General features: G+C 65.7%; 16 protein-coding genes. 6 read left to right on the forward strand and 10 right to left on the reverse strand.

The window, feature by feature from the left end; translation table 11 throughout:
* Positions 1–206 precede the first annotated feature (206 nt).
* Complete coding sequence (gene sbmA / locus KO516_RS11170) at positions 207–1,532, forward strand: peptide antibiotic transporter SbmA (protein ID WP_216003866.1); 1,326 nt, start codon at positions 207–209, stop codon at positions 1,530–1,532.
* A 12-nt stretch (positions 1,533–1,544) separates the two neighbouring features.
* Here sbmA and KO516_RS11175 read toward each other — a convergent pair whose 3' ends face one another.
* A complete protein-coding gene (locus tag KO516_RS11175; RefSeq protein ID WP_216003867.1) occupies positions 1,545–2,711 on the reverse strand; it encodes an iron-containing alcohol dehydrogenase in 1,167 nt (388 codons plus the stop codon).
* 11 nt (positions 2,712–2,722) lie between these two features.
* Positions 2,723–4,036 (reverse strand): glutamine synthetase family protein, encoded by a 1,314-nt coding sequence (locus KO516_RS11180; protein WP_216003868.1) that lies wholly within the window; start codon positions 4,034–4,036, stop codon positions 2,723–2,725.
* A 169-nt stretch (positions 4,037–4,205) separates the two neighbouring features.
* Between KO516_RS11180 and KO516_RS11185 the strand changes: the two genes are divergently transcribed.
* Positions 4,206–4,865 carry a helix-turn-helix domain-containing protein gene (locus tag KO516_RS11185; protein ID WP_216003869.1) on the forward strand — a complete coding sequence of 220 codons (660 nt, stop codon included), beginning with the start codon at positions 4,206–4,208 and terminating at the stop codon, positions 4,863–4,865.
* On the opposite strand, the gene KO516_RS11190 is transcribed toward KO516_RS11185, so the two are convergent.
* Genes KO516_RS11190 through KO516_RS11205 form a run of 4 tightly spaced genes read right to left on the reverse strand, consistent with a single transcriptional unit; the run spans position 4,834 to position 8,535 of the window.
* Complete coding sequence (locus tag KO516_RS11190; RefSeq protein WP_216003870.1) at positions 4,834–6,441, reverse strand: hypothetical protein; 1,608 nt, start codon at positions 6,439–6,441, stop codon at positions 4,834–4,836. The two genes, KO516_RS11185 and KO516_RS11190, sit on opposite strands and share 32 nt — an antisense overlap.
* Positions 6,438–7,466: a glycosyltransferase family 2 protein gene (locus KO516_RS11195; RefSeq protein WP_216003871.1), complete on the reverse strand. Its 1,029-nt coding sequence runs from the start codon at positions 7,464–7,466 to the stop codon at positions 6,438–6,440. Before KO516_RS11195 ends, KO516_RS11190 begins: the two co-directional genes overlap by 4 nt.
* Positions 7,444–7,836: a GtrA family protein gene (locus tag KO516_RS11200; protein WP_216003872.1), complete on the reverse strand. Its 393-nt coding sequence runs from the start codon at positions 7,834–7,836 to the stop codon at positions 7,444–7,446. The genes KO516_RS11195 and KO516_RS11200 overlap by 23 nt, the downstream gene beginning before the upstream one ends.
* 3 nt (positions 7,837–7,839) lie before the next feature.
* A complete protein-coding gene (locus tag KO516_RS11205; protein ID WP_216003873.1) occupies positions 7,840–8,535 on the reverse strand; it encodes a class I SAM-dependent methyltransferase in 696 nt (231 codons plus the stop codon).
* A 250-nt stretch (positions 8,536–8,785) separates the two neighbouring features.
* On the opposite strand from KO516_RS11205, the gene KO516_RS11210 reads away from it, so the two are divergent.
* From KO516_RS11210 to KO516_RS11225, 4 genes are all read left to right on the forward strand, one after another.
* Positions 8,786–8,974 carry a hypothetical protein gene (locus KO516_RS11210; protein ID WP_216003874.1) on the forward strand — a complete coding sequence of 63 codons (189 nt, stop codon included), beginning with the start codon at positions 8,786–8,788 and terminating at the stop codon, positions 8,972–8,974.
* 344 nt (positions 8,975–9,318) lie between these two features.
* Positions 9,319–9,588 (forward strand): type II toxin-antitoxin system ParD family antitoxin, encoded by a 270-nt coding sequence (locus tag KO516_RS11215; protein WP_216003875.1) that lies wholly within the window; start codon positions 9,319–9,321, stop codon positions 9,586–9,588.
* Positions 9,578–9,925, forward strand: coding sequence for a type II toxin-antitoxin system RelE/ParE family toxin (locus KO516_RS11220; RefSeq protein WP_216003876.1), 348 nt, complete (start codon positions 9,578–9,580; stop codon positions 9,923–9,925). The genes KO516_RS11215 and KO516_RS11220 overlap by 11 nt, the downstream gene beginning before the upstream one ends.
* A 138-nt stretch (positions 9,926–10,063) precedes the next feature.
* Complete coding sequence (locus KO516_RS11225) at positions 10,064–11,275, forward strand: MFS transporter (RefSeq protein ID WP_216003877.1); 1,212 nt, start codon at positions 10,064–10,066, stop codon at positions 11,273–11,275.
* Positions 11,276–11,552: 277 nt separating this feature from the next.
* Here KO516_RS11225 and KO516_RS11230 read toward each other — a convergent pair whose 3' ends face one another.
* From KO516_RS11230 to mdeB, 4 genes are all read right to left on the reverse strand, one after another.
* Positions 11,553–12,758: a ferredoxin reductase gene (locus KO516_RS11230; protein ID WP_216003878.1), complete on the reverse strand. Its 1,206-nt coding sequence runs from the start codon at positions 12,756–12,758 to the stop codon at positions 11,553–11,555.
* A 324-nt stretch (positions 12,759–13,082) separates the two neighbouring features.
* Positions 13,083–14,729, reverse strand: coding sequence for a dihydrolipoyl dehydrogenase (gene lpdA, locus KO516_RS11235; RefSeq protein ID WP_216003879.1), 1,647 nt, complete (start codon positions 14,727–14,729; stop codon positions 13,083–13,085).
* 8 nt (positions 14,730–14,737) lie between these two features.
* Positions 14,738–15,976 (reverse strand): 2-oxo acid dehydrogenase subunit E2, encoded by a 1,239-nt coding sequence (locus tag KO516_RS11240; RefSeq protein ID WP_216003880.1) that lies wholly within the window; start codon positions 15,974–15,976, stop codon positions 14,738–14,740.
* Between the two features lie 11 nt (positions 15,977–15,987).
* The gene (gene mdeB / locus KO516_RS11245; RefSeq protein WP_216003881.1) at positions 15,988–18,648 is read right to left on the reverse strand and encodes an alpha-ketoglutarate dehydrogenase; all 2,661 of its coding nucleotides are present in this window, start codon (positions 18,646–18,648) and stop codon (positions 15,988–15,990) included.
* Positions 18,649–18,665: the final 17 nt, after the last annotated feature.

Genomic DNA, 18,665 nt, shown 5'->3' on the forward strand with positions numbered 1-18,665 from the left:
GCGCCCCCGAGGGCGGCGCGAAGTCCGGCTCGCAGTATGCCACGGCCCGCGCGCGCCGCCTATTGCCTCACGATAATTTTTTCAACGCCCTGCCACGCGCCGAAACGTGAACATCGGGCGATTTGACTTTACCGGCGCTGGCGTGACAGTCACGCTCATCGACAACATGCGCCCTGGCTGCGCCTTCTCCCCCGAGGTTCTTTCGCGTGTTCGAATCGTTCTTCCCCAAGCCGAAACTGTTCTTTGTCTCTGCGCTGATCTGGACGGCGCTCGGAATGCTGCTGTGGTACGGCCCCGGAGACAGCATCGGCGCGGCGTTGGGGTTCGATCTGCCCGAAACCGGCGATCCGGTGGTCGGGATCTCGTATTTCTACACCCCGTCCTTTCTGTGGTTCTACGTGGTCTATATCGTCTGGGTGGCGCTGTTCGCGGCGGCGTGGTTCATCCTGAGCCCGCACCCGTGGCAACGCTGGTCGATCCTTGGCTCGGCCTTCATCCTGCTGACCACCTATCTGGGCGTGCAGGTCAGCGTGGCCATCAACAACTGGCGACGGCCGTTCTTTGACCAGTTCCAGACGGCGCTGTCGGGCGATGGCACGGTGAGCGCCGCCGATCTGTACGGGCTGTTGGTGATCTTTGCCGAAATCGCCATGATCGCCACGCTTGTCTTTGTGATCACACGGTTTTTCGTCAGCCATTACGTGTTTCGCTGGCGCACCGCGATGAATGATTTCTACATGTCGCGCTGGCCGCGCATCCGCAAGATCGAGGGTGCGTCGCAGCGGGTTCAGGAAGACACCATGCGCTTTGCCACCATCATGGAGGGGCTCGGCGTGTCGGTGGTCGATGCGGTGATGACGCTGATCGCGTTTTTGCCGGTGCTCTGGAGCCTGTCGCAATATGTCACCGAATTGCCGCTGGTCGGGGTGATCCCGCATCCGCTGTTCATCGCGCTGATGTTCTGGGCGGCGTTTGGCACCGGGCTGCTGGCGCTGGTGGGCATCCGGCTGCCGGGGTTGGAATTCCTCAACCAGCGGGTCGAGGCGGCCTATCGCAAGGAACTGGTCTACGGCGAAGACGATGCCAGCCGCGCCAGCCCACCCACCGTCACCGAGCTGTTCGGCAATGTGCGGCGCAACTATTTCCGGCTGTATTTCCACTATATGTATTTCAACGTGGCGCGAGGGCTGTATCTTCAGGCCGACAATATTTACGTCAATATCATCCTCGTGCCGACCATCGTGGCGGGCCAGATCACGCTGGGGCTGTGGCAGCAGATCCTGACCGCCTTCGGGCAGGTCAGCAACGCCTTTCAGTTTCTCGTCAATTCATGGACCACGATTGTCGAGCTGCTGTCGATCTACAAGCGCCTGCGCGCCTTCGAGGCCGCCTTTCGCGGCGAGGAGCTTTCGGGCATCGAACAGACCCCCGAAACCGGCGGTATCGTGCCCCCGCCCGCCGATCCCGAACCGGGCGCGGGCGGGCATCAGCGCACCCATGGCGTCAGCACATCAGGCCCGCGCCGCGGCTAGCCGGGCGGGCGCTTACCCCAGTGCCCGCCGCAGCATGGTCCCCGCGAGTTCGGCATCAAACGGCGCCGGGTTGGCGACGGCGCAGGGGTCGCGCAGCGCCAGCGCGACAACCTCGTCCAGCCGCGCCTCGTCCACCCCCAGCGGGCGCAGAGAGGCCGGGATGTCCAACGTATCGCGCAGCGTTTCAAGCCAGTCGATGACCGCCTGCGCCCCTTGCCCCGGCAGATCCAGCAGCCGCGCCAGTTCGGCCAGCCGGGCCTCGGCTGCGGGCATGTTGAGCGCGGTGACATGCGGCATCAGGATCGCGTTCAGCAACCCATGCGGCAGATCATACACCGCCCCCAGCGAATGGCTGAGCGCATGCACGCCGCCCAGCCCCTTTTGCAGCGCCACGCAGGCCATGCCCGAGGCGATCAGCATGTCGGCGCGCGCCGCCAGATCGGTGCCATCGGCAAAGGCGCGCGGCAGGGCATCCTTGATCATCCGCAGCGCCTGAAGCGCCAGCCCGTCGGCCATCGGGTGAAAATTCGGGGTGATCCATGTTTCGAGCGCGTGGCACAGCGCATCCATCCCGGTGGAGGCGGTCAGCGCCGGGGGCAGGCCCACGGTCAGCTCGGGGTCGAGAATGGCGATCTGCGGCATCATGATCGGGTGAAAGATGATCAGCTTGCGATGCGCCGCGCTGTCGGTGATGATCGACGAGCGGCCAAGCTCGGACCCGGTTCCGGCGGTGGTCGGGATGGCGATGACCGGCACGGTCCGGCTGGTATCGACCCGCGTCCAGTTGTCGCCGATGTCTTCGAAATCCCAGATCGGGCGGCTCTGGTGCACCATCAGCGCCACCGCCTTGGCCGCATCCAGCGCCGAGCCACCGCCAAAGGCGATCACCGCGTCATGGCCCCCGGCGCGAAACGCCACGACGCCCTGTTCCACCGAAACGCCGGTGGGGTTGGGCTGCACCTCGGCAAACACGCCATGCGCCATGGCGGCATCCTTCAGCACCGCCAGCGCGGCCTGCGCCGGGGGCAGCGGCAGCAACCCCTCGTCGGTAACAAACAGCGGGTTGCTTGCGCCCAGCTCGCGCAGCGCGGCGGGCAGATCGCTCAGGCGCCCGGCGCCAAAGCGGATAGCGGTCGGCCAGGACCAGCTACGATCGGGGGGGCAGGATGTGTCCAGCATGGGGTCTTCCGTCAGAAAAGCTCGATATAGCGTTTGATTTCCCAGTCCGAGACGTGGCGCAGGTAATCCTGCACCTCGAAGCGGCGCGAGCGAACCCAGTGATCGACAAAGGTATCGCCGAGCAACTGCCGCGCGGTGGTCGAGGCCTCCAGCCGGTCTGCCGCCTCGATCAGATCGCGCGGAAAGCGCTGCGCTGGCTCTGGCGTCACGTCATAGGCGCTGCCGGTGGTGGGTGGCGGCGGGGTCAGCCCCTGTTCGATGCCGTGCAAACCGGCGGCAAGGCACAGCGCCATCACCGCATGGGGGTTGCTGTCGGCGGCGGGCACGCGGAATTCGATGCGCGTCGCCTCGGGGGTGTCGTTGACGATGCGCACGGCGCAGGTGCGGTTCTGCACCCCCCAGCTGGCCCATGTCGGGGCCCATGCGCCGGGCACGAGGCGCTTGTAGGCGTTGACGGTCTGCGCGGTGAGCACCAGCATTTCGGGCATCAGCTGCAACAGCCCGGCCAGAAAGGCATGGGCGGTCTGGCTCAGCCCGTCGGGCGCGGCAGGGTCGCTGAACGCCGGGCCGTCCTTGTGCAGCGAAATATGGAAATGCCCCGATTGCCCCGACAGGCCGGGATCGAGCTTTGACATGAACACGCTGGTCAGCCCTTGGCGCGCAAAATACGCCCGCGCGAAATTGCGGAACAGCGCCGCATCATCGGCGGCCTTGAGCCCCTTTGCCACCGCCAGCGGCGCTTCGAAACAGCCCGGCCCCAATTCGGTGTGCAGGCTGTCGAGCCCGATATCGAGCGTCTCCATCACCGCGCGCAGCCCGTCGAACAAATCGCCATGGGCGGCGGCGGATTGCAGCGAATAGGTGCGGTTGTTCTTGGCGAAATGGTCCAGATCGCGGTAGTTTTTCGCGCGCAGGCTGTCCGGAGTCTCGGCCAGCAGGAAGAATTCATATTCGAACGCAGCGGTGACCTCGAAGCCCATGGCGGCGGCTTTGTCCAGCTGCCGCGCGGCCTGATTGCGCGGCGAGAGCACGCCGTAATCGCCGGTGAAATCGGCGATCATCAGCCCGGCATCGGGGCCAAAAGGCCAGCGGCGCAGCGTGTCGGTATGGATCTTTGCCGGGCGGTCGATATAGGTGCGATGATCGTCCCATTGCACTTCGGCGCTGTCCCACGCGTGGATCACATCGCAGAAACTATAGCCCTTGTCGGCCAGTTTCGCGGCTTTGCGCCCCTGCATCAACTTGTGGCAGAACAGCCCGTCAAGGTCGAACAGCCCGACATGCATATCCTTGAAGGCGCTCATTTCTGGCAGGTCTGCTGTCATGCTGTGGCTCGGTCCTTGTTGCAAAATCTGCCCTGACGCTAGGCGCGGGATGCGCAAAACGTCAACACCTGTGCAATAGATTTGCATCCCACGCAAATTCCCTGCCGCTTTTCTTTGCATTATACCGCCCGCACCTTAGCCTTTCCCGGCGCAGACAAAGGATTCCGGCTTGAGCAAGACAGACCCCCCAGACGTCGACCGGCTGCGGCGCGACCACGCCGAGGCCTTTGAACGGCGCAGCGTCGCGGTCAGCCCGATGCCGATGGAGCAGCGCCTTGGCCGGGTGATCCGCCACACCCGCCAGCAGCTAAAGCTGACGCTGGCGGATCTGGCCGCGGTGGCGCAGGTTTCGGTGGCGATGCTGTCGCGGCTGGAAACCGGGCAGACCTCGGCCTCGCTCGACGTGCTGATCCGCATTGGCGGCGCGTTGGGGATCGAGCTGTCAGAGCTGTTCCGCCTTGCCGAAACCCGCCCCGGCGCGGCGCAGCAGATGAAAGCCGCCGATCAGCCCGAGGTGGTGCGCACCGGCACCCGCCACGGCCATGCCTACCGGCTGCTCAGCGGGCAATTCGGCGGGCGGCGGCTGTTCGAAAGCTACCTGATCGACATGAAGGACGATGCCGCCCCCTATGCCCGCTTCCAGCATCCGGGGCAGGAGTTCCTGTATATGCTGACCGGGCGAATGCGTTACCGCTCGGGCGACGAGCTGTTCGTGATGGAGCCGGGGGATTCCCTGACCTTTCTGGCCGAGGTGGTGCACGGGGTCGAAGAGATGCTCGACCCGCATGTGCAGTTCATCAGCGTGCTGGTCGAGCCTGCGGCGTCATGACGGCGACACGATCGCCGGGGCCGGGGTGCACCGCGAACAGCGTCATGCGGCCTTGCCGGGCGATGGGCCTCAGCCGCGGGTCGGCGGGATCATGGGCATCGAACAGCAGCGCATAGTGATATTTGCGCTGCCAGTCGCGGGCGAATTCGGGCGCAGCGCCGGTCAGGAAGATCGGCGGCAGATCCGGGTCGTCCGGTGACAACGCCCGGCGCAGGTCGATGGAAAACAGCGCCGGGTGGGCGTGATCGGCCCATTGCGGTTTCAGGCTCAGCGCGTGAACGCCTTGAAACAGCGTCGGCACATAGACATCGCGCCGCGCCACCAGCAATGCCTGCGCGTGGTGGAACAGCCGGTCGTTTTCCATGCCCGGCGCGCGCAGCGGTAGAACCCGCGCCCCCGCCGGCAACGACTCGGCGATGCTGTACATGTCTTCGATATCGGCGGAATAGCGCGCCGCCATCCGGTCGAAATACAGCCCACGCCCGGCGATCAGCACCGCGAACACCGCCGCCAGCAGCCAGCCGCCGCGCGGCGAAAGCCTCTGCCATGTGGTTCCGGCAAAGATCGCCGCCAGCAGCAGCACCGGCGCGCGGATATCGACCAGCGCCACCCCGTTGAGCCATTGCGGTGCCAGCACCGACACCGCCGCCAGCGCAATCACCGCCCCGCGCATCCGCGCATCGAGTACAAGGCGCGGCCCGCTGCGGGCAAACAGCCGCAACCCCAGAAGCCCCAGCAGGCAGGTTGCCGCGAGGCCCAGCAGGTTGATCGGGTCGGACAGCGCGGCATCGGGGCTGAGCAGCAGATGCCGCCAGCGCAGCAGCCAGCCCTTCAGCGTCAGCCAGCTGGTAAAGCTGCCGGAGGCGGCGGGCGGCGCGCGCAGTGTCGAGACGATCAGCCAGCCCAGCGGCAGCACAAACGGCAGCGCCAGAGCAAACCGGCGCGCAAACCCGCGGCCGCGCGCCTCGATCAGGGTCTGCACCTCGCGGCCCAGCACCATGGCGGCAAAGAAGGCGAAGGCAAAGAAATGCGCCAGATACAGCGCCAGCGCCACCGGCACGAACACCGCCACGCGCAGCCATGTGGCGCGCGGCTCCAGATGCAGCCACAGCATCAGCGCATACAGCCCGAACGGCAGCGACCAGACGAAATTCTGAAACCCGAACAGAAACGCCATGTTGTAGACCACAAGACCAACCCCGGCGGACCACAGCGTCCAGCGGCCATGCAGGTAGCGCGCCAGCACCATGGTGCCCAGCACGAGGTTCAGCGCCGCGCTGGCCATCACCAGCCCGGCAAAGCGTTCGACCTCGGTTGGATGCCCCAACCCCTGCCAGAGCAGATCGGCGGCGGAATTGGGCACCAGCGCAAAGGCATAGCTGAAATATTGCGCCATCGGGCCATCGCTGGCCGTGGCCGCCAGATGCAGCCGGGCGATATGGTTGGGCAGATCGACCAGCGGCAGATGCGCGTGGCGCAGCAAGGGCAGAACCGTGCAGAGCAGCACGAACCCCAGCGCCAGCGCCGCCGGGTTGAGCGCGACGCGCCCCCGCAGCATTGCGGCGGCGGCGATCATCGCGCCATGCTTTTCAGGGGCGGCGCGGCGCGGGTGGCGCCGTCATGGCTGGCGATCTCGTCGATGATGTAGCGCGGGCGGCGTTTGGTTTCGTGGTAGATCTTGCCGACATATTCGCCGATCACCCCCAGCGCGATCAGATGCATCCCGCCCAGCAGGCTTAGCGGCAGCACGATCGACGCCCAGCCCGGAGTGGTGCGCCCCATGGTCCATTCGACAAAGCTCCACAGGCCAAAGCCAAAGGCCAGCCCCGCCACCAGCATCCCGGCCAGCACGATCATCCGCAGCGGCTTGACCGAGAACGAGGTCAGCCCCTCGATGCCAAGCGAGAGCATCTTGCCAAGGCTGTACTTGCTTTCGCCCTCGGAGCGGGCGGCGCGGTCATAAAGCACGATCTCGGATTGAAAGCCCAGATCGCGCACGAGGCCGCGCAGGAACAGGTTGCCCTCGCCGTAAGCGGCCAGCGCGCTCAGCGCCTTGCGGCTCATCAGGCGGAAATCGGCGTGATCCTGCAGCAGATCAACGCCAAGCCGGTCCAGCAGCGCGTAATAGGCGCGGGCCGAGCGGCGCTTGAACCATGTGTCGCTGTCGCGCCGGTCGCGCACCCCGAACACGATCTCGGCGCCGCGCCGGTAGGCGCCCAGCATCTCGGCAATCGCCGCAGGGTCGTCCTGAAGATCGGCGTCCATGCTGACGACCACCTCGGTCTGTGCCTGCATCAATCCGGCAAGCAGCGCGGTCTGGTGGCCCCGGTTGCGGGCAAGGCGCAGGCCCTGCACCGGCAGCGTGGTGCGGGCGCGCTCGATCAGCTCCCATGTGCGGTCGTTCGAGCCGTCATCGACCAGCAGCAGCCGCAGCGGGCGGGTCAGCTGCCCCTGCCCGAGCAGATCGTCATTAAGCGCCTCAAGCCGACGGAACAGAGGCGGCAGCGCGGCTTCCTCGTTGTGGCAGGGCACGACAATCGTCAGCTCGGGCACCGCGCGCAAAGCGGCGGGCGCGGGGTCAATGGCTTGCAAATACGACATGGCGGGCTCCGAAAAAGACAATGGCACTGTAAAGGCACACGCCCGCCGCCTGCGCGGGCAGATAGGGCAAGCCCTGCGCAAGCGCCCCGGCGACCAGAGACAGGCTGATGCCAAAGGCAACCAGCACAAGCGCGCCGTAGGCGACAAGGCTGCGCCGCACGGCGCCGCGATGGCGGAAGGTCCAGCGCCGGTTGAGTTGATACGAGATCAGCCAGCCGCACAGGTACCCGGCCGCGTTGCTCGCCGTCAGGCCAAGGCCAAGCCCCAGATGCAGCGCGGCAATCAGCGCCAGCCCGAAACCGGTGTTGACCAGCCCGACAGCGCCATAGCGCCAGATCTGGCCGGTCAGAGGCGTGGCGGCGGCGCTCATCGGTCAGCCCCTTTGCGCATAGGCGGCGTATTGCCCGCCAAGCGGGCACCAGCGCAGGGCGTTTTCCAGCCCCCGCAGCCGGGCCAGCGCGCGGGGAAAGAACACATGGTGATCGACCTTCGGCGCGTCCCAGCCCGCCGCGACCATACGCGCGCGCATCTCGCCCGATCCGATCAGCACGGCATTGGCATCGAACGGGCAGATCCGCACCGCGTGGCGGGTCAGCGGGTTCAGCGGGTTGTGTTCAAAGATCACCAGCCGCCCGCCGGGGCGCGTCACCCGGCGCAGTTCGCTTAGCCAGCGCAGATGTTCGGCCTCGGGGATGTGGTGGAACACGCAGGCGGTAAAGCTGATGTCAAAGCTGCCATCGGGGGCGGGAATGCCGCCCGCACCGATCAACAGCTGCGCCTCGCGCGCGCCGTGCAGACGCTGCGCGGCGGCAAGGCTTTGCGCCGACACATCCGCCGCGCTGATCTTCGAGCCGGGGAAATATTTGCGCAGGCCGGGCAACGAGTTGCCCATGCCGCTGCCGAAATCGAGGATCTGCGGGTCGCTATAGCCCCAGCCCCGCGCCATGCGGGCCAGTTCGCGGATCTTGTACTCGGCGAAATAGCCCGGGGTTTCCCCCGACAGGCGAATGCTTTGGGCGTGCTGCGCGGCGTACTCGCCAACATAACTGTCGAATTCTGCGTCAAGCATGCCGTGTCCTTCGGAAATTGGCGGGCGAGTACGGGTATCGCCCCGAACTTGGGCGAGAGTTTGTCGCATCGCGGGTGAATTCATGCGCCCGCCGCCGCTGCCTTTGCGGGGACTTGCCGGCTGCCCGGCGGTGGCGGGGTCGCGTTTCGCCATGCACTGAGCGCATGGCGGCAAGACCCAGCGTTCGGTGGTGCTGCGACGCAGCATGCCCTAGATTCGAGGCAACAAAGATTCTGCACGGAGCGCCGCAATGGCCCATCTCGACCTGACCCACTTCCCCCGCGTCCACTTCAACCCGTTTGGCTTTTTTGCCCGGTTTGGCAAAGCCTTCAGCGAAGCGCTGCACATGAGCCGCGTCGCGGAAGATGCCATGGCACGCGGCGAAACCGGTGAAGCACTGCACAAGACCCTGCAGCGCGAGTGGAATGCTCTCAACTGATCGGCTTGCCACTCAGCGGGGCCGCTATACTGTCAGGCCCCGCCTGTGCCGTCTTGTTGCGTAGGCGCTGATCGCGCCGCCGTCGCGCCGCGCAAGACCGGATCAACGCAAGCGACCACGATCAGCCCGCGCCCGGCCGCAGCGCCAAAGCGCTACGGGCCAAGGCGCTGATCAAAGACATGACCTCCCCTCCCTATTCCCCCGGTTGTGACCGGCGCTGATCCGTCCTCGGGCGCGCCTTGTGCGTCGTGGCAACGTGGCGTGGCCACTGGCGGCGCTTGCAAGGCTTGCCAGCGCCGGGGTGCGCTCCTATACTACTCAGTAGCACCAACGGGAGGCACACCATGTCCGTCAAGGCTTCGGTTTCCATGTCCGACCAGCAAGATGCCTTTGTCCGGGCGCTTGTGCAGCAAGGTCGTTTTGCCAGCGCCAGCGCGGTGGTGCAGCGCGGGCTGGATCTGCTGCAACAGGAGACCGAACGCGAGGCGGCGGAACTGGCCGCGCTGCGCGCCTTTTTCACCGAGCGCGCCAATGGCCCGTTCGATGACACCGAGACCGCCCGCAGCGCCGCGCAAGACATGATCGCCCGCAAACGCGCCGCGCATGGTCTATGAGATCCGGCGCGCGGTTGCCTGCCGCCGGGATCTCGAGTCGATCTTCGACCATCTGCTGAACGCTTACGGCGATCTGGGCGCATCGCCGCAGGAGGCCTTTGATCAGGCGGTGAACCGTCTGCACGGCATCGAAGAGGACATCGACGCGCTGGCCCGCCAGCCGCATCAGGGCACGCTGTGGCCCGAGGTGATGGACGGTCTGCGCTGGGTCACCCGGCGCCGCGCGATCTTTTACTTTCGCATCGACGAGACCGCCCGGCGCATCGACCTTCTGGCGGTGTTCTTTGGCGGGCAGGATCACAAGGTGCAGATCCTTGCGCGGATCCGGCAGGGCTGACCCCGATTCCGCCCCGCGCGGGTGCATCAGCCCTTGCGCCACGATCGGCGCGATTTTCCGATGACACGCAGAGATTTGAGGGATTGGCGCGGCCCCCGGCGCGGCGTTACATCGGCGCAGTTTTGCGAAAGGATCGATATGAACCGCTGGGCCGTCCTAGGCAATCGCGGCTACCCGAGTTTTCTGGCGGCGCTGTTTTTCAACGGGCTGTCGGTGCAGGTGCAGACCGTCGCCGTGGGCTGGCAGCTTTACGAGCTGACCGGCGATCCGATGGATCTGGCATGGGTCGGGCTGTCGCAATTCCTGCCGGCGCTGGCGCTGGTTCTAATCACCGGGGCTGCCGCCGACCGCTTTCCCCGGCGCAGGCTGATGGGGATCTGCCTTGGCGTGATGGCGGCGATTTCGATGGGCTTTCTGTGGCTGACGCAGGCGGGGCAGCTGTCGGCCGGATATGTGTTTGCGCTGATGGCGCTGTTTGGCGCCGCGCGGGCGTTCTATAACCCGGTGCGCCAGTCGCTGGCCCCCAACCTGGTAATCGCCCGGCATCTGCCCGCCGCGCTGGCGCTGAACAGCTCGGCCTTCAAGATTTCGATGATCGTCGGGCCGGTGCTGGGGGGCATCCTGTATGGCCTCGCGCCGGGGCTGGCCTATGCGGTGGCGGGGGCGGCATCGCTGGTGTCGGTGGGGCTGGTGTTGCTGGTGCCAAAGCCGAAGCACAGCGGCGCCCCCCGCAAGCAGGGCCGGGACGAGCTGACCGCTGGCATTCGGTTCATTCTGGCGCAGCCGATCCTGCTGGGGGCGATCTCGCTCGATCTGTTCGTGGGGCTGGTGGGAGGCGCGATTGCGCTGTTGCCGGTCTATGCCAGCGATATCCTTGGCACCGATGCCACCGGACTTGGCATCCTGCGCGCCGCCCCGGCGGTGGGGGCGATCATCGTCGGAGGCTGGCTGGCATCAAAGCCCATCACCGGCGGCGCGGGGGCCAAGCTGTTCTGGTCGATCGCGGTGTTCGGCATCGCTACGGTGGTGTTCGCGCTGTCGGCCAACCTGTGGCTGTCGGCGCTGGCGCTGGCGGTGCTGGGCGGGGCCGACATGATCAGCGTGGTGATCCGCGCCTCGCTGGTGCAACTGAACACGCCCGATGGGCTGCGCGGGCGGGTCAACGCGGTGAACGTGCTGTTCATCGGCGCCTCCAATGAGCTGGGCGCGTTCCGGGCGGGCAGCATGGCGGCGTTCCTTGGTCCGGTGGTGGCGGTGGCAGCGGGCGGCGTTGCCGCGCTGGCGGTCTGCGCCGTGTATCTGCGGCTGTTCCCCGGCCTGCGCCGCGCCGACCGGCTGGGGCCCGATTGAGCTGATCGCCCATGCGGCCCGCACCATGCCTGACAGCCGTGCCGTCACATCACATACGCTGGCGCGGGGCGGCGGGGCCGAGGGGGCGCTGCCCCCGCCCTGCGGGCCCCCCGGAGTTAATCTGGCAAGATGAAGGGCGCGGCTCTGCAACAAGCCCAACGCGCGGCCGTATCGTTCCACCGGCCCCAGTTCCCCGCCGCTGTGCTAGATCACCTTCAGTGCCTCGCCAGGCCTTTTGGTGACATTGCCCCCCCATGGCTGGAGCGCCACGACAACATCAGGATGGGGGGCGTGAAGCTGGCGGACGTCTTGTGTTTGGCGGTGCCGCTCGGCGTAGGTATCGGGGTGGTGCCAACGCGCAACAGGGCGTCGAGGTCACCGTGACGCGCCTATCCCATGGGCTCGCCGCTTGAAGAGGGGGAGCCATGTTTGACCACGGCGCGTTTAGGGCGCGCCAGCCAGAGCATGCGGCGCAACCGGGCATTGCCGTTCTCAGCATCGCGGATACATCGAGGCGCGGCGCGGCTTGATTGTCGAGATAGATGCCGATCCGGTCGGCAAAGGGCAAGCTGTTCAGGCCGCCCCCAAAGGGCGCCCGGTCGCGCGAGCGTGCCGAGAAATGGCATTCGAACGGCTTGCCTTGCCGGTGCAAAGCCCAGGCCATTGCCAGCACCGGCGTCATGCCGATTCCGCCGCCAAACAGGATACTTTGCGCGGCGGCCTTCTCCTGCGGGAAATTGTTGCGCGGCGAGCTGATCGCCATCGCCCTACCGGGCGCAAAACGCGCGTGCATGGCGATGGAGCCACCGCGCGATTTCGGCTCTTTGTGCACAGCGATCCGGTAGGCCGCTGCGGTGTCATTGATCAGCGAATACTGCCGCACCAGCCCGTCGCGGATATGCCCATCGATGTGGGCGCCGGGGCTTGCCTTGGGCAGCGGGCGCCTTGCGTCGAGGTCAGCATCAGCGCCAAGATACCTGCCGCGACCTGCTCGCGCGCCGCAGCCCTGACGCAGTGCCTCGTGCACCGCAGAGCGGCAAAGATCCGGGTTGTCGCGCAGCCTGTCCCAATCCGCAGGATTTTGCGACAATTGAGAGATCGGCTGGACGGTGAGCGAAATCGTCGGATCGATGTCATCGCGGAGCGCAAAGGGTGCGAGATCGACATCCAGCTTGCCCGGATCGAGCAGATCAAGGATGCAGTAGGTCCAGTTGCCCGGCTTCGGCGTATCAGGGTTCACCTGACTGCTGATGAGGGCGCGCATTTTCTTTTTGGCCGCGACCGGCTGCGTCCCACGCTCGTTCCTAACGCCCAGAACGTCAAAGGCCGCTGCGGCCCATTTCAGCGTGTTCTCCTTGTCGAAATCCGGCAGCCCGACCAATTGCGACACGATCATGGGCGGCAGATGCTGCGACTGGTCCGAGACCGCGATAAAGGTCACCTGACCGGTGGCGTCGCGAAACCGCGCTTTCCAGCGGTTCAAGTCGGCGCAGCAAGCTGAGGCGTCAGGAACCCGGTTCGTATTGGCGATCGCTGCGCGATGGCGCTGCTGCGAGGGGCATGAGGGAATGATGCGCCTGCAACGCCGTCATCCCGGCCAGCGCGGCGAGATCCTTGACGCCAAGCGGTCTTTCAGAGCGTTCAAAGGCGCGCAGCCCGTCATAGGCCCGGATCCCCCTTGCGGGTGTCCAGTTCGGTCAGCTGTTTTGGACCCGATCCTGATGTATGTGCCATGACGCGCCCGATCCCGTGCTTTTCCCAGCGCCAGCCCGGCCCCCGGATTTTGCAACACTCGGGGGCCGTGCGTTTAAAGGTCGGTCAATGTGCCAAGATAGGCTTCGGCGGCGAATCCGATGGTTTCCGACAAGGTGGGATGGGGGTGAATGGTCAGGCCGATGTCTTCGGCATCCGCGCCCATCTCGATCGCGAGGGCGATTTCGGCGATCAGATCGCCCGCATGTGGCCCGACGATCCCGGCGCCAAGCACCCTGCCGGTGTCGGGATCAAAGATCAGCTTGGTCACCCCGTCATCGCGGCCCAACGACAGCGCACGCCCGGATGCCATCCATGGGAACTTGCCGGTTTTCACCTTTATCCCCTTTGATTTCGCGTCATTTTCCGTCAAGCCGATCCAAGCGACCTCGGGGTCGGTATAGGCCACAAAGGGGATGCAGGTCGCGTCGAACGCCGCCTTTTCGCCGCAGGCCACCTCGGCGGCGACCTTCGCCTGATGCACCGCCTTATGCGCCAGCATCGGTTGCCCGACCACATCCCCGACGGCGAATATATGCGGCTGGCCGGTCTGCATCAGCGCGTTCACCGGCAGGAACCCGCCCGCATCCATCGCAACGCCCGCCGCTTCGGGGGCGAGTGTCGCGCCATTGGGCCGCCGCCCCACCGCGACCAGAATCCGGTCATAGGCGAGGGTTTGCACGCCCTCTGGCCCCTCCAGCGTCGCGGTCAGGCTTTCGGCCGCCTCGACGCGCGTGACCTTGGTGCGGGTGCGCAGCGTGTAGGCTGCCTCGAGCCGCTTGGCCAAGGGTCGGACGATATCGGCATCAGCGCCCGGTATGATCTGATCCGCCAGTTCGACGATGTCGATGTCACTGCCAAGCGCGGCATAGACCTGAGCCATTTCCAGCCCGATGATGCCGCCGCCGATCACCAGCATGCGCTTGGGGATCTCGGCGAGGTCCAGCGCGCCGGTGCTGTCGATGATGCGGGGATCCTCGGGCAGGAACGGCAGGCGCACGGGCTCGGACCCGACCGAGATGATCGCCTGATCGAACCCCAGATCCAGCCCGCCGTCGGCGGTATCGACACGCAATTGATGCGGCCCGGTGAACTGCGCGGTGCCGCGAATGAGCCGCACCTTGCGGCGCTTTGCCAGCCCCGCAAGCCCGCCCGTCAGGCGCCCGACGACGCCATCCTTGAAGGCGCGCAGCTTGTCCAGATCGATCGCAGGGGGCGCAAACCCCATGCCATGTTCGGCGGCCGCCATCGCATCGCTGCTCAGTTTCGCCATATGCAGCAGGGCCTTGGACGGGATGCACCCGACATTGAGGCAGACCCCGCCAAGACTGGCGCGCGGATCGATCAGCACCACGTCGCGCCCCAGATCCGCCGCGCGAAACGCCGCCGTATAGCCCCCCGGCCCGGCCCCGATCACCACCAGCGAGGCGTGATCGGCTGCCGCCGCTGCCGCCTGAGCGATCGCCCCTGTCGCCTCGATCCGCATGATCAGGCTGCCTTCGCTGACGCGCTCGCCTTCGGTGACGAGGATCTCGGTGATTATTCCGGCAACCGGGCTGGGAATATCCAGCGTCGCCTTGTCGGATTCCAGCATCAGGATCAGGTCATCCACCGCGACCACATCGCCCACGGCGACCGCGATTTCGATGATCGGCACCTCGTTGAAATCGCCGATTGCCGGGATCAGAATATCTGTTGTCATCACCGCCCTCACACCGACAACCGGCGGAAATCGCCAAGGATCGTTGACACATGCGCAAGGAAGCGCGCCGCAAGAACCCCGTCCACGACGCGGTGATCCCAGCTCAGGCTGAGCGGCTGGATCAGGCGCGGCAGGAATTGCGCGCCGTCCCAGACCGGCTGGATCGCCGCCCGCGTCATGCCCAGTATCGCAACCTCGGGCGCGTTGATGATCGGGGTAAAGCCCGTGCCGCCAACGCCGCCGAGCGAGGAAATGGTGAAGGTCGCGCCCTGCATATCGCTGGGTTTGATCTTGCCCGTCCGCGCGGCGCTGGCAAGGTCAGCCATCTCGGCCGCGATCTCGCGCAGGCCCTTCTGGTCGGCCTGCCTGATCACCGGCACCACCAGCCCATCGGGCGTATCGGCGGCAACGCCGATGTTCCAATAGCGCTTCATCACCAAGCTGTCGCCATCGAGCGAGGCGTTGAATTTCGGGAAGGCCTTCAAGGCCGAGACCACCGCTTTGACGGTAAAGGCCAGCATGGTGAGCTTGGCCGCGTCGCTCGCCTCGGCGTTCAGCGTCTTGCGAAAGGTCTCCAGATCGGTGACATCGGCGGCGTCGAAATTGCAGACATGCGGGATGATCAGCGCATTGCGCGCCAGAGCGGGGCCGGAGAGTTTGGCGATCCGCGACAGGGGCTGGCGATCAACCGGGCCGAATTTAGCAAAATCGACCTGCGGCCAGTCGGGCAGACCCGCCGTGGCAGAGGGCGCGGCCAGGGTTTCCGCCCCTTTGGTCAGTTCGGCTTTCACGAAGGCTTCGACATCTTCGCGCAGGATCCGGCCTTTTGGCCCGGTTCCCGCAATCCCCGCAATCGCCACGCCAAGGCTGCGCGCAAATTTGCGCACCGAGGGCGAGGCGTGGGCGGGCGCGCCCGTTTCGTGCATCTGCGGTGGCAGCGGCGCCTTAGTCTCTGGCGCGAGCGGCGCCGGGGCGTGCTTTGACGGCGCAGGCGTTATCATGCTGCCCTCGCTTTCCAGTCGCAAGATCAGCGTGCCTTGGCTCACCTTGGTGCCTTCGGCCAGTTCGATTGCCGCGATGCGCCCCGCCTGCGGGCTGGGGATGTCCAGCGTCGCCTTGTCGGATTCCACGATCAGGATGATGTCTTCCGCCGCGATCACATCGCCCACCGACACCGGAATTTCGACCACGGGAACGTCGGAGAAATCGCCGATATCGGGGACGTGAATGTCGATCGTTTGTGCCATGCTCATCCCCCTCAGACCAGCCACGGCGCGTTCGGCGCGGGCTCGATCCCCATGTCGCCCATGGCGCGCGACAGGATCGAAGCGTCGATGTCGCCGCTGCGCAGCAAGGCCTCGATTGCACCAAGGGCGACATGCTGGCGATCCACCTCGAAGAAGCGGCGCAGCGCCTTGCGGCTGGCAGAGCGGCCAAAGCCGTCGGTGCCAAGGATCGTCATCCGCGTGTCGAGATAGGGCGCGATCTGCGCGGGAACGGCGCGGACATAATCGCTGGCGGCGATGATGGGCGCGCACCCGGGCAGCAGGGTTTCCACATGCGAAACGGTTGGCGTGCCAAGCCGCGCGCGGCGCTCGGCCTCGGCGGCGTCGCGGGCCAGTTCGCTGAAGGATGTGACCGAATAGATGTCGGACGCAATGCCGTAACCCGCCAGAAGATCTGCCGCCGCGATCACCTCGCGCAGGATCGTGCCAGAGCCAAGCAGCCGCACCCGCGGCCCCGTGTCGCCGCGGCTGTCGAACAGATACATGCCCTTGATGATATCCGCCTGCGTGCCGTCTTTCAGGCTGGGCTGGGCGTAATTCTCGTTCATCACGGTGATGTAGTAAAATTCGTCGCGCTTCTCATCCATCATCCGGGTCATGCCGTGATCCATGATCACCGCCAGTTCACCGGCGAAACACGGATCATAGGCCCGGCAATTGGGCACGGTTGCCGCCATAAGATGGCTGGAGCCGTCCTGATGCTGCAAGCCTTCGCCCGACAGGGTGGTGCGCCCCGCCGTCGCCCCGAACAGGAACCCGCGGGCGCGTTGATCGGCGGCGGCCCAAATCAGATCGCCAACCCGCTGGAAGCCGAACATCGAATAGTAGATGTAGATCGGCAGCATCTCGGTGCCATGGGTCGAATAGGCCGTCGCCGCCGCTGTCCACGAGCTGAGCGCGCCGGCTTCGGTGATGCCTTCTTCAAGCAGCTGCCCGTCGGTGGATTCCTTGTAATACATCATCGACCCGGCATCTTCGGGCTCGTAGGTCTGGCCTTTTGGCGCGTAGATCCCGACCTGTCGGAACAGGTTTTCCATGCCGAAGGTGCGCGCCTCATCCGCGACGATGGGCACGATGCGCGGGCCGAAGGCCTTGTCGCGCAGCAGCCCGCCCATCATCCGCACCGCTGCCATGGTGGTGGACATCTCCTTGCCCTCGGCCATGATCGCGAACTTTGCGTAGGCGTCCAGCGCCGGGCGCTGCGGGGCGGGCGCATCGGCGACAAGCGGGCGGCTTGGCAGATAGCCGCCAAGGCTGGCGCGCCGCTGCTGAAGGTATCTGATCTCGGCGCTGTCCTCGCCGGGATGAAGGAATTCAAGCGCCTCGACCGCCTGATCCGACAGCGGCAGCTTGAACCGGTCGCGGAAGTTCTTCAGCGCTTCGATATCGAGCTTCTTGGCCTGATGAGCGATCATCCGGGATTCCCCCGCCCCGCCCATGCCGTAGCCCTTTTTCGTCTTGGTCAGGATCACCGTCGGGCGGCCCTGATGCGCCTTGGCGGCGGCAAAGGCGGCGTAGAGCTTCTTCAGATCATGGCCGCCCCGCTTCAACTGGTGGATTTCCTCATCCGACATATGCGCGACCAGCGCCGCCGTCGCCGGATCGGCGTCAAAGAACTTGGCGCGGTTGTAATCGCCGGCCTTGGACCCAAGGTTCTGGTATTCGCCATCCACCGTTTCGGCAAAGCGGCGCAGCAAGACGTTGTCGGTGTCGCTGGCGAACAGGGTATCCCATTGCGACCCCCACAGCACCTTGATCACATTCCAGCCCGCGCCGATGAACAGGGATTCCAGTTCCTGAATGATCTGCCCATTGCCGCGCACCGGCCCATCGAGGCGCTGCAAGTTGCAATTCACGATGAAGGTCAGGTTATCCAGCCCCTCGCGCGCGGCGAGGGTCAGCCCCGCGATAGATTCCGGCTCGTCCATTTCGCCATCGCCAAACACCCCCCAGACATGGCGCTCTTGGGTGTCGGCCAGCCCGCGCGCTTGCAGATAGCGCATGAAGCGGGCCTGATAGACCGCAGACAGCGGCCCGATCCCCATGGAGCCGGTGGGCAATTGCCAGAATTCATTCATCAACCACGGATGCGGATAGGAGCACAGGCCATTGCCCGGCTCTTCCTGACGGTAATTGGCGATATCGTCCTTGCTCAGACGGCCTTCGAGAAAGGCGCGGGCATAGACGCCGGGCGCGGAATGGGGCTGAAAATACACCAGATCGCCGCCGAAACTGTCGGTTTTGGCGCGGAAGAAATGGTTGAAGCCTACCTCGAAAATCTCGGCAGCCGAGGCGTAAGAGGCGATATGCCCGCCCAGTTCGCCGTACGCCTTGTTGGCGCGCACCACCATCGCCAGCGCATTCCAGCGGATCATTGCGGTGAGGCGTTCCTCCATCTCCTGATCGCCGGGATAGGCGGGCTGGCGCGCAAGCGGGATGGTGTTGCGATAGGCCGAATAGGGCAGGCCGGAAGTGGTCACGCCAAGGCGATGCGCATGATCCTGAACCTGGCGCAGCACGAATTGCGCGCGATCCGCGCCGCAGGTCTGGGTGATCGCCTCGAAGGCGTCAAGCCAGTCGGCGGTCTCGACGGGGTCTTGATCGGGACGTGCTTTGGAAACGGATGTATTCATTCTGGCCTCCTGCCTTG

It is taken from the genome of Citreicella sp. C3M06 (assembly GCF_018860705.1).
Taxonomy (GTDB): Bacteria; Pseudomonadota; Alphaproteobacteria; order Rhodobacterales; family Rhodobacteraceae; genus Salipiger.

Coding starts and splice junctions, on each gene's coding strand:
- KO516_RS11175 (WP_216003867.1), bottom strand. CDS start 2,711: ATGCTGGACACATCCTGCCCCCCCGATCGTAGCTGGTCCTGGCCGACC.
- KO516_RS11180 (WP_216003868.1), bottom strand. CDS start 4,036: ATGACAGCAGACCTGCCAGAAATGAGCGCCTTCAAGGATATGCATGTC.
- KO516_RS11190 (WP_216003870.1), bottom strand. CDS start 6,441: ATGATCGCCGCCGCCGCAATGCTGCGGGGGCGCGTCGCGCTCAACCCG.
- KO516_RS11195 (WP_216003871.1), bottom strand. CDS start 7,466: ATGTCGTATTTGCAAGCCATTGACCCCGCGCCCGCCGCTTTGCGCGCG.
- KO516_RS11200 (WP_216003872.1), bottom strand. CDS start 7,836: ATGAGCGCCGCCGCCACGCCTCTGACCGGCCAGATCTGGCGCTATGGC.
- KO516_RS11205 (WP_216003873.1), bottom strand. CDS start 8,535: ATGCTTGACGCAGAATTCGACAGTTATGTTGGCGAGTACGCCGCGCAG.
- KO516_RS11210 (WP_216003874.1), top strand. CDS start 8,786: ATGGCCCATCTCGACCTGACCCACTTCCCCCGCGTCCACTTCAACCCG.
- KO516_RS11215 (WP_216003875.1), top strand. CDS start 9,319: ATGTCCGTCAAGGCTTCGGTTTCCATGTCCGACCAGCAAGATGCCTTT.
- KO516_RS11220 (WP_216003876.1), top strand. CDS start 9,578: ATGGTCTATGAGATCCGGCGCGCGGTTGCCTGCCGCCGGGATCTCGAG.
- KO516_RS11225 (WP_216003877.1), top strand. CDS start 10,064: ATGAACCGCTGGGCCGTCCTAGGCAATCGCGGCTACCCGAGTTTTCTG.
- lpdA (WP_216003879.1), bottom strand. CDS start 14,729: ATGACAACAGATATTCTGATCCCGGCAATCGGCGATTTCAACGAGGTG.
- KO516_RS11240 (WP_216003880.1), bottom strand. CDS start 15,976: ATGGCACAAACGATCGACATTCACGTCCCCGATATCGGCGATTTCTCC.
- mdeB (WP_216003881.1), bottom strand. CDS start 18,648: ATGAATACATCCGTTTCCAAAGCACGTCCCGATCAAGACCCCGTCGAG.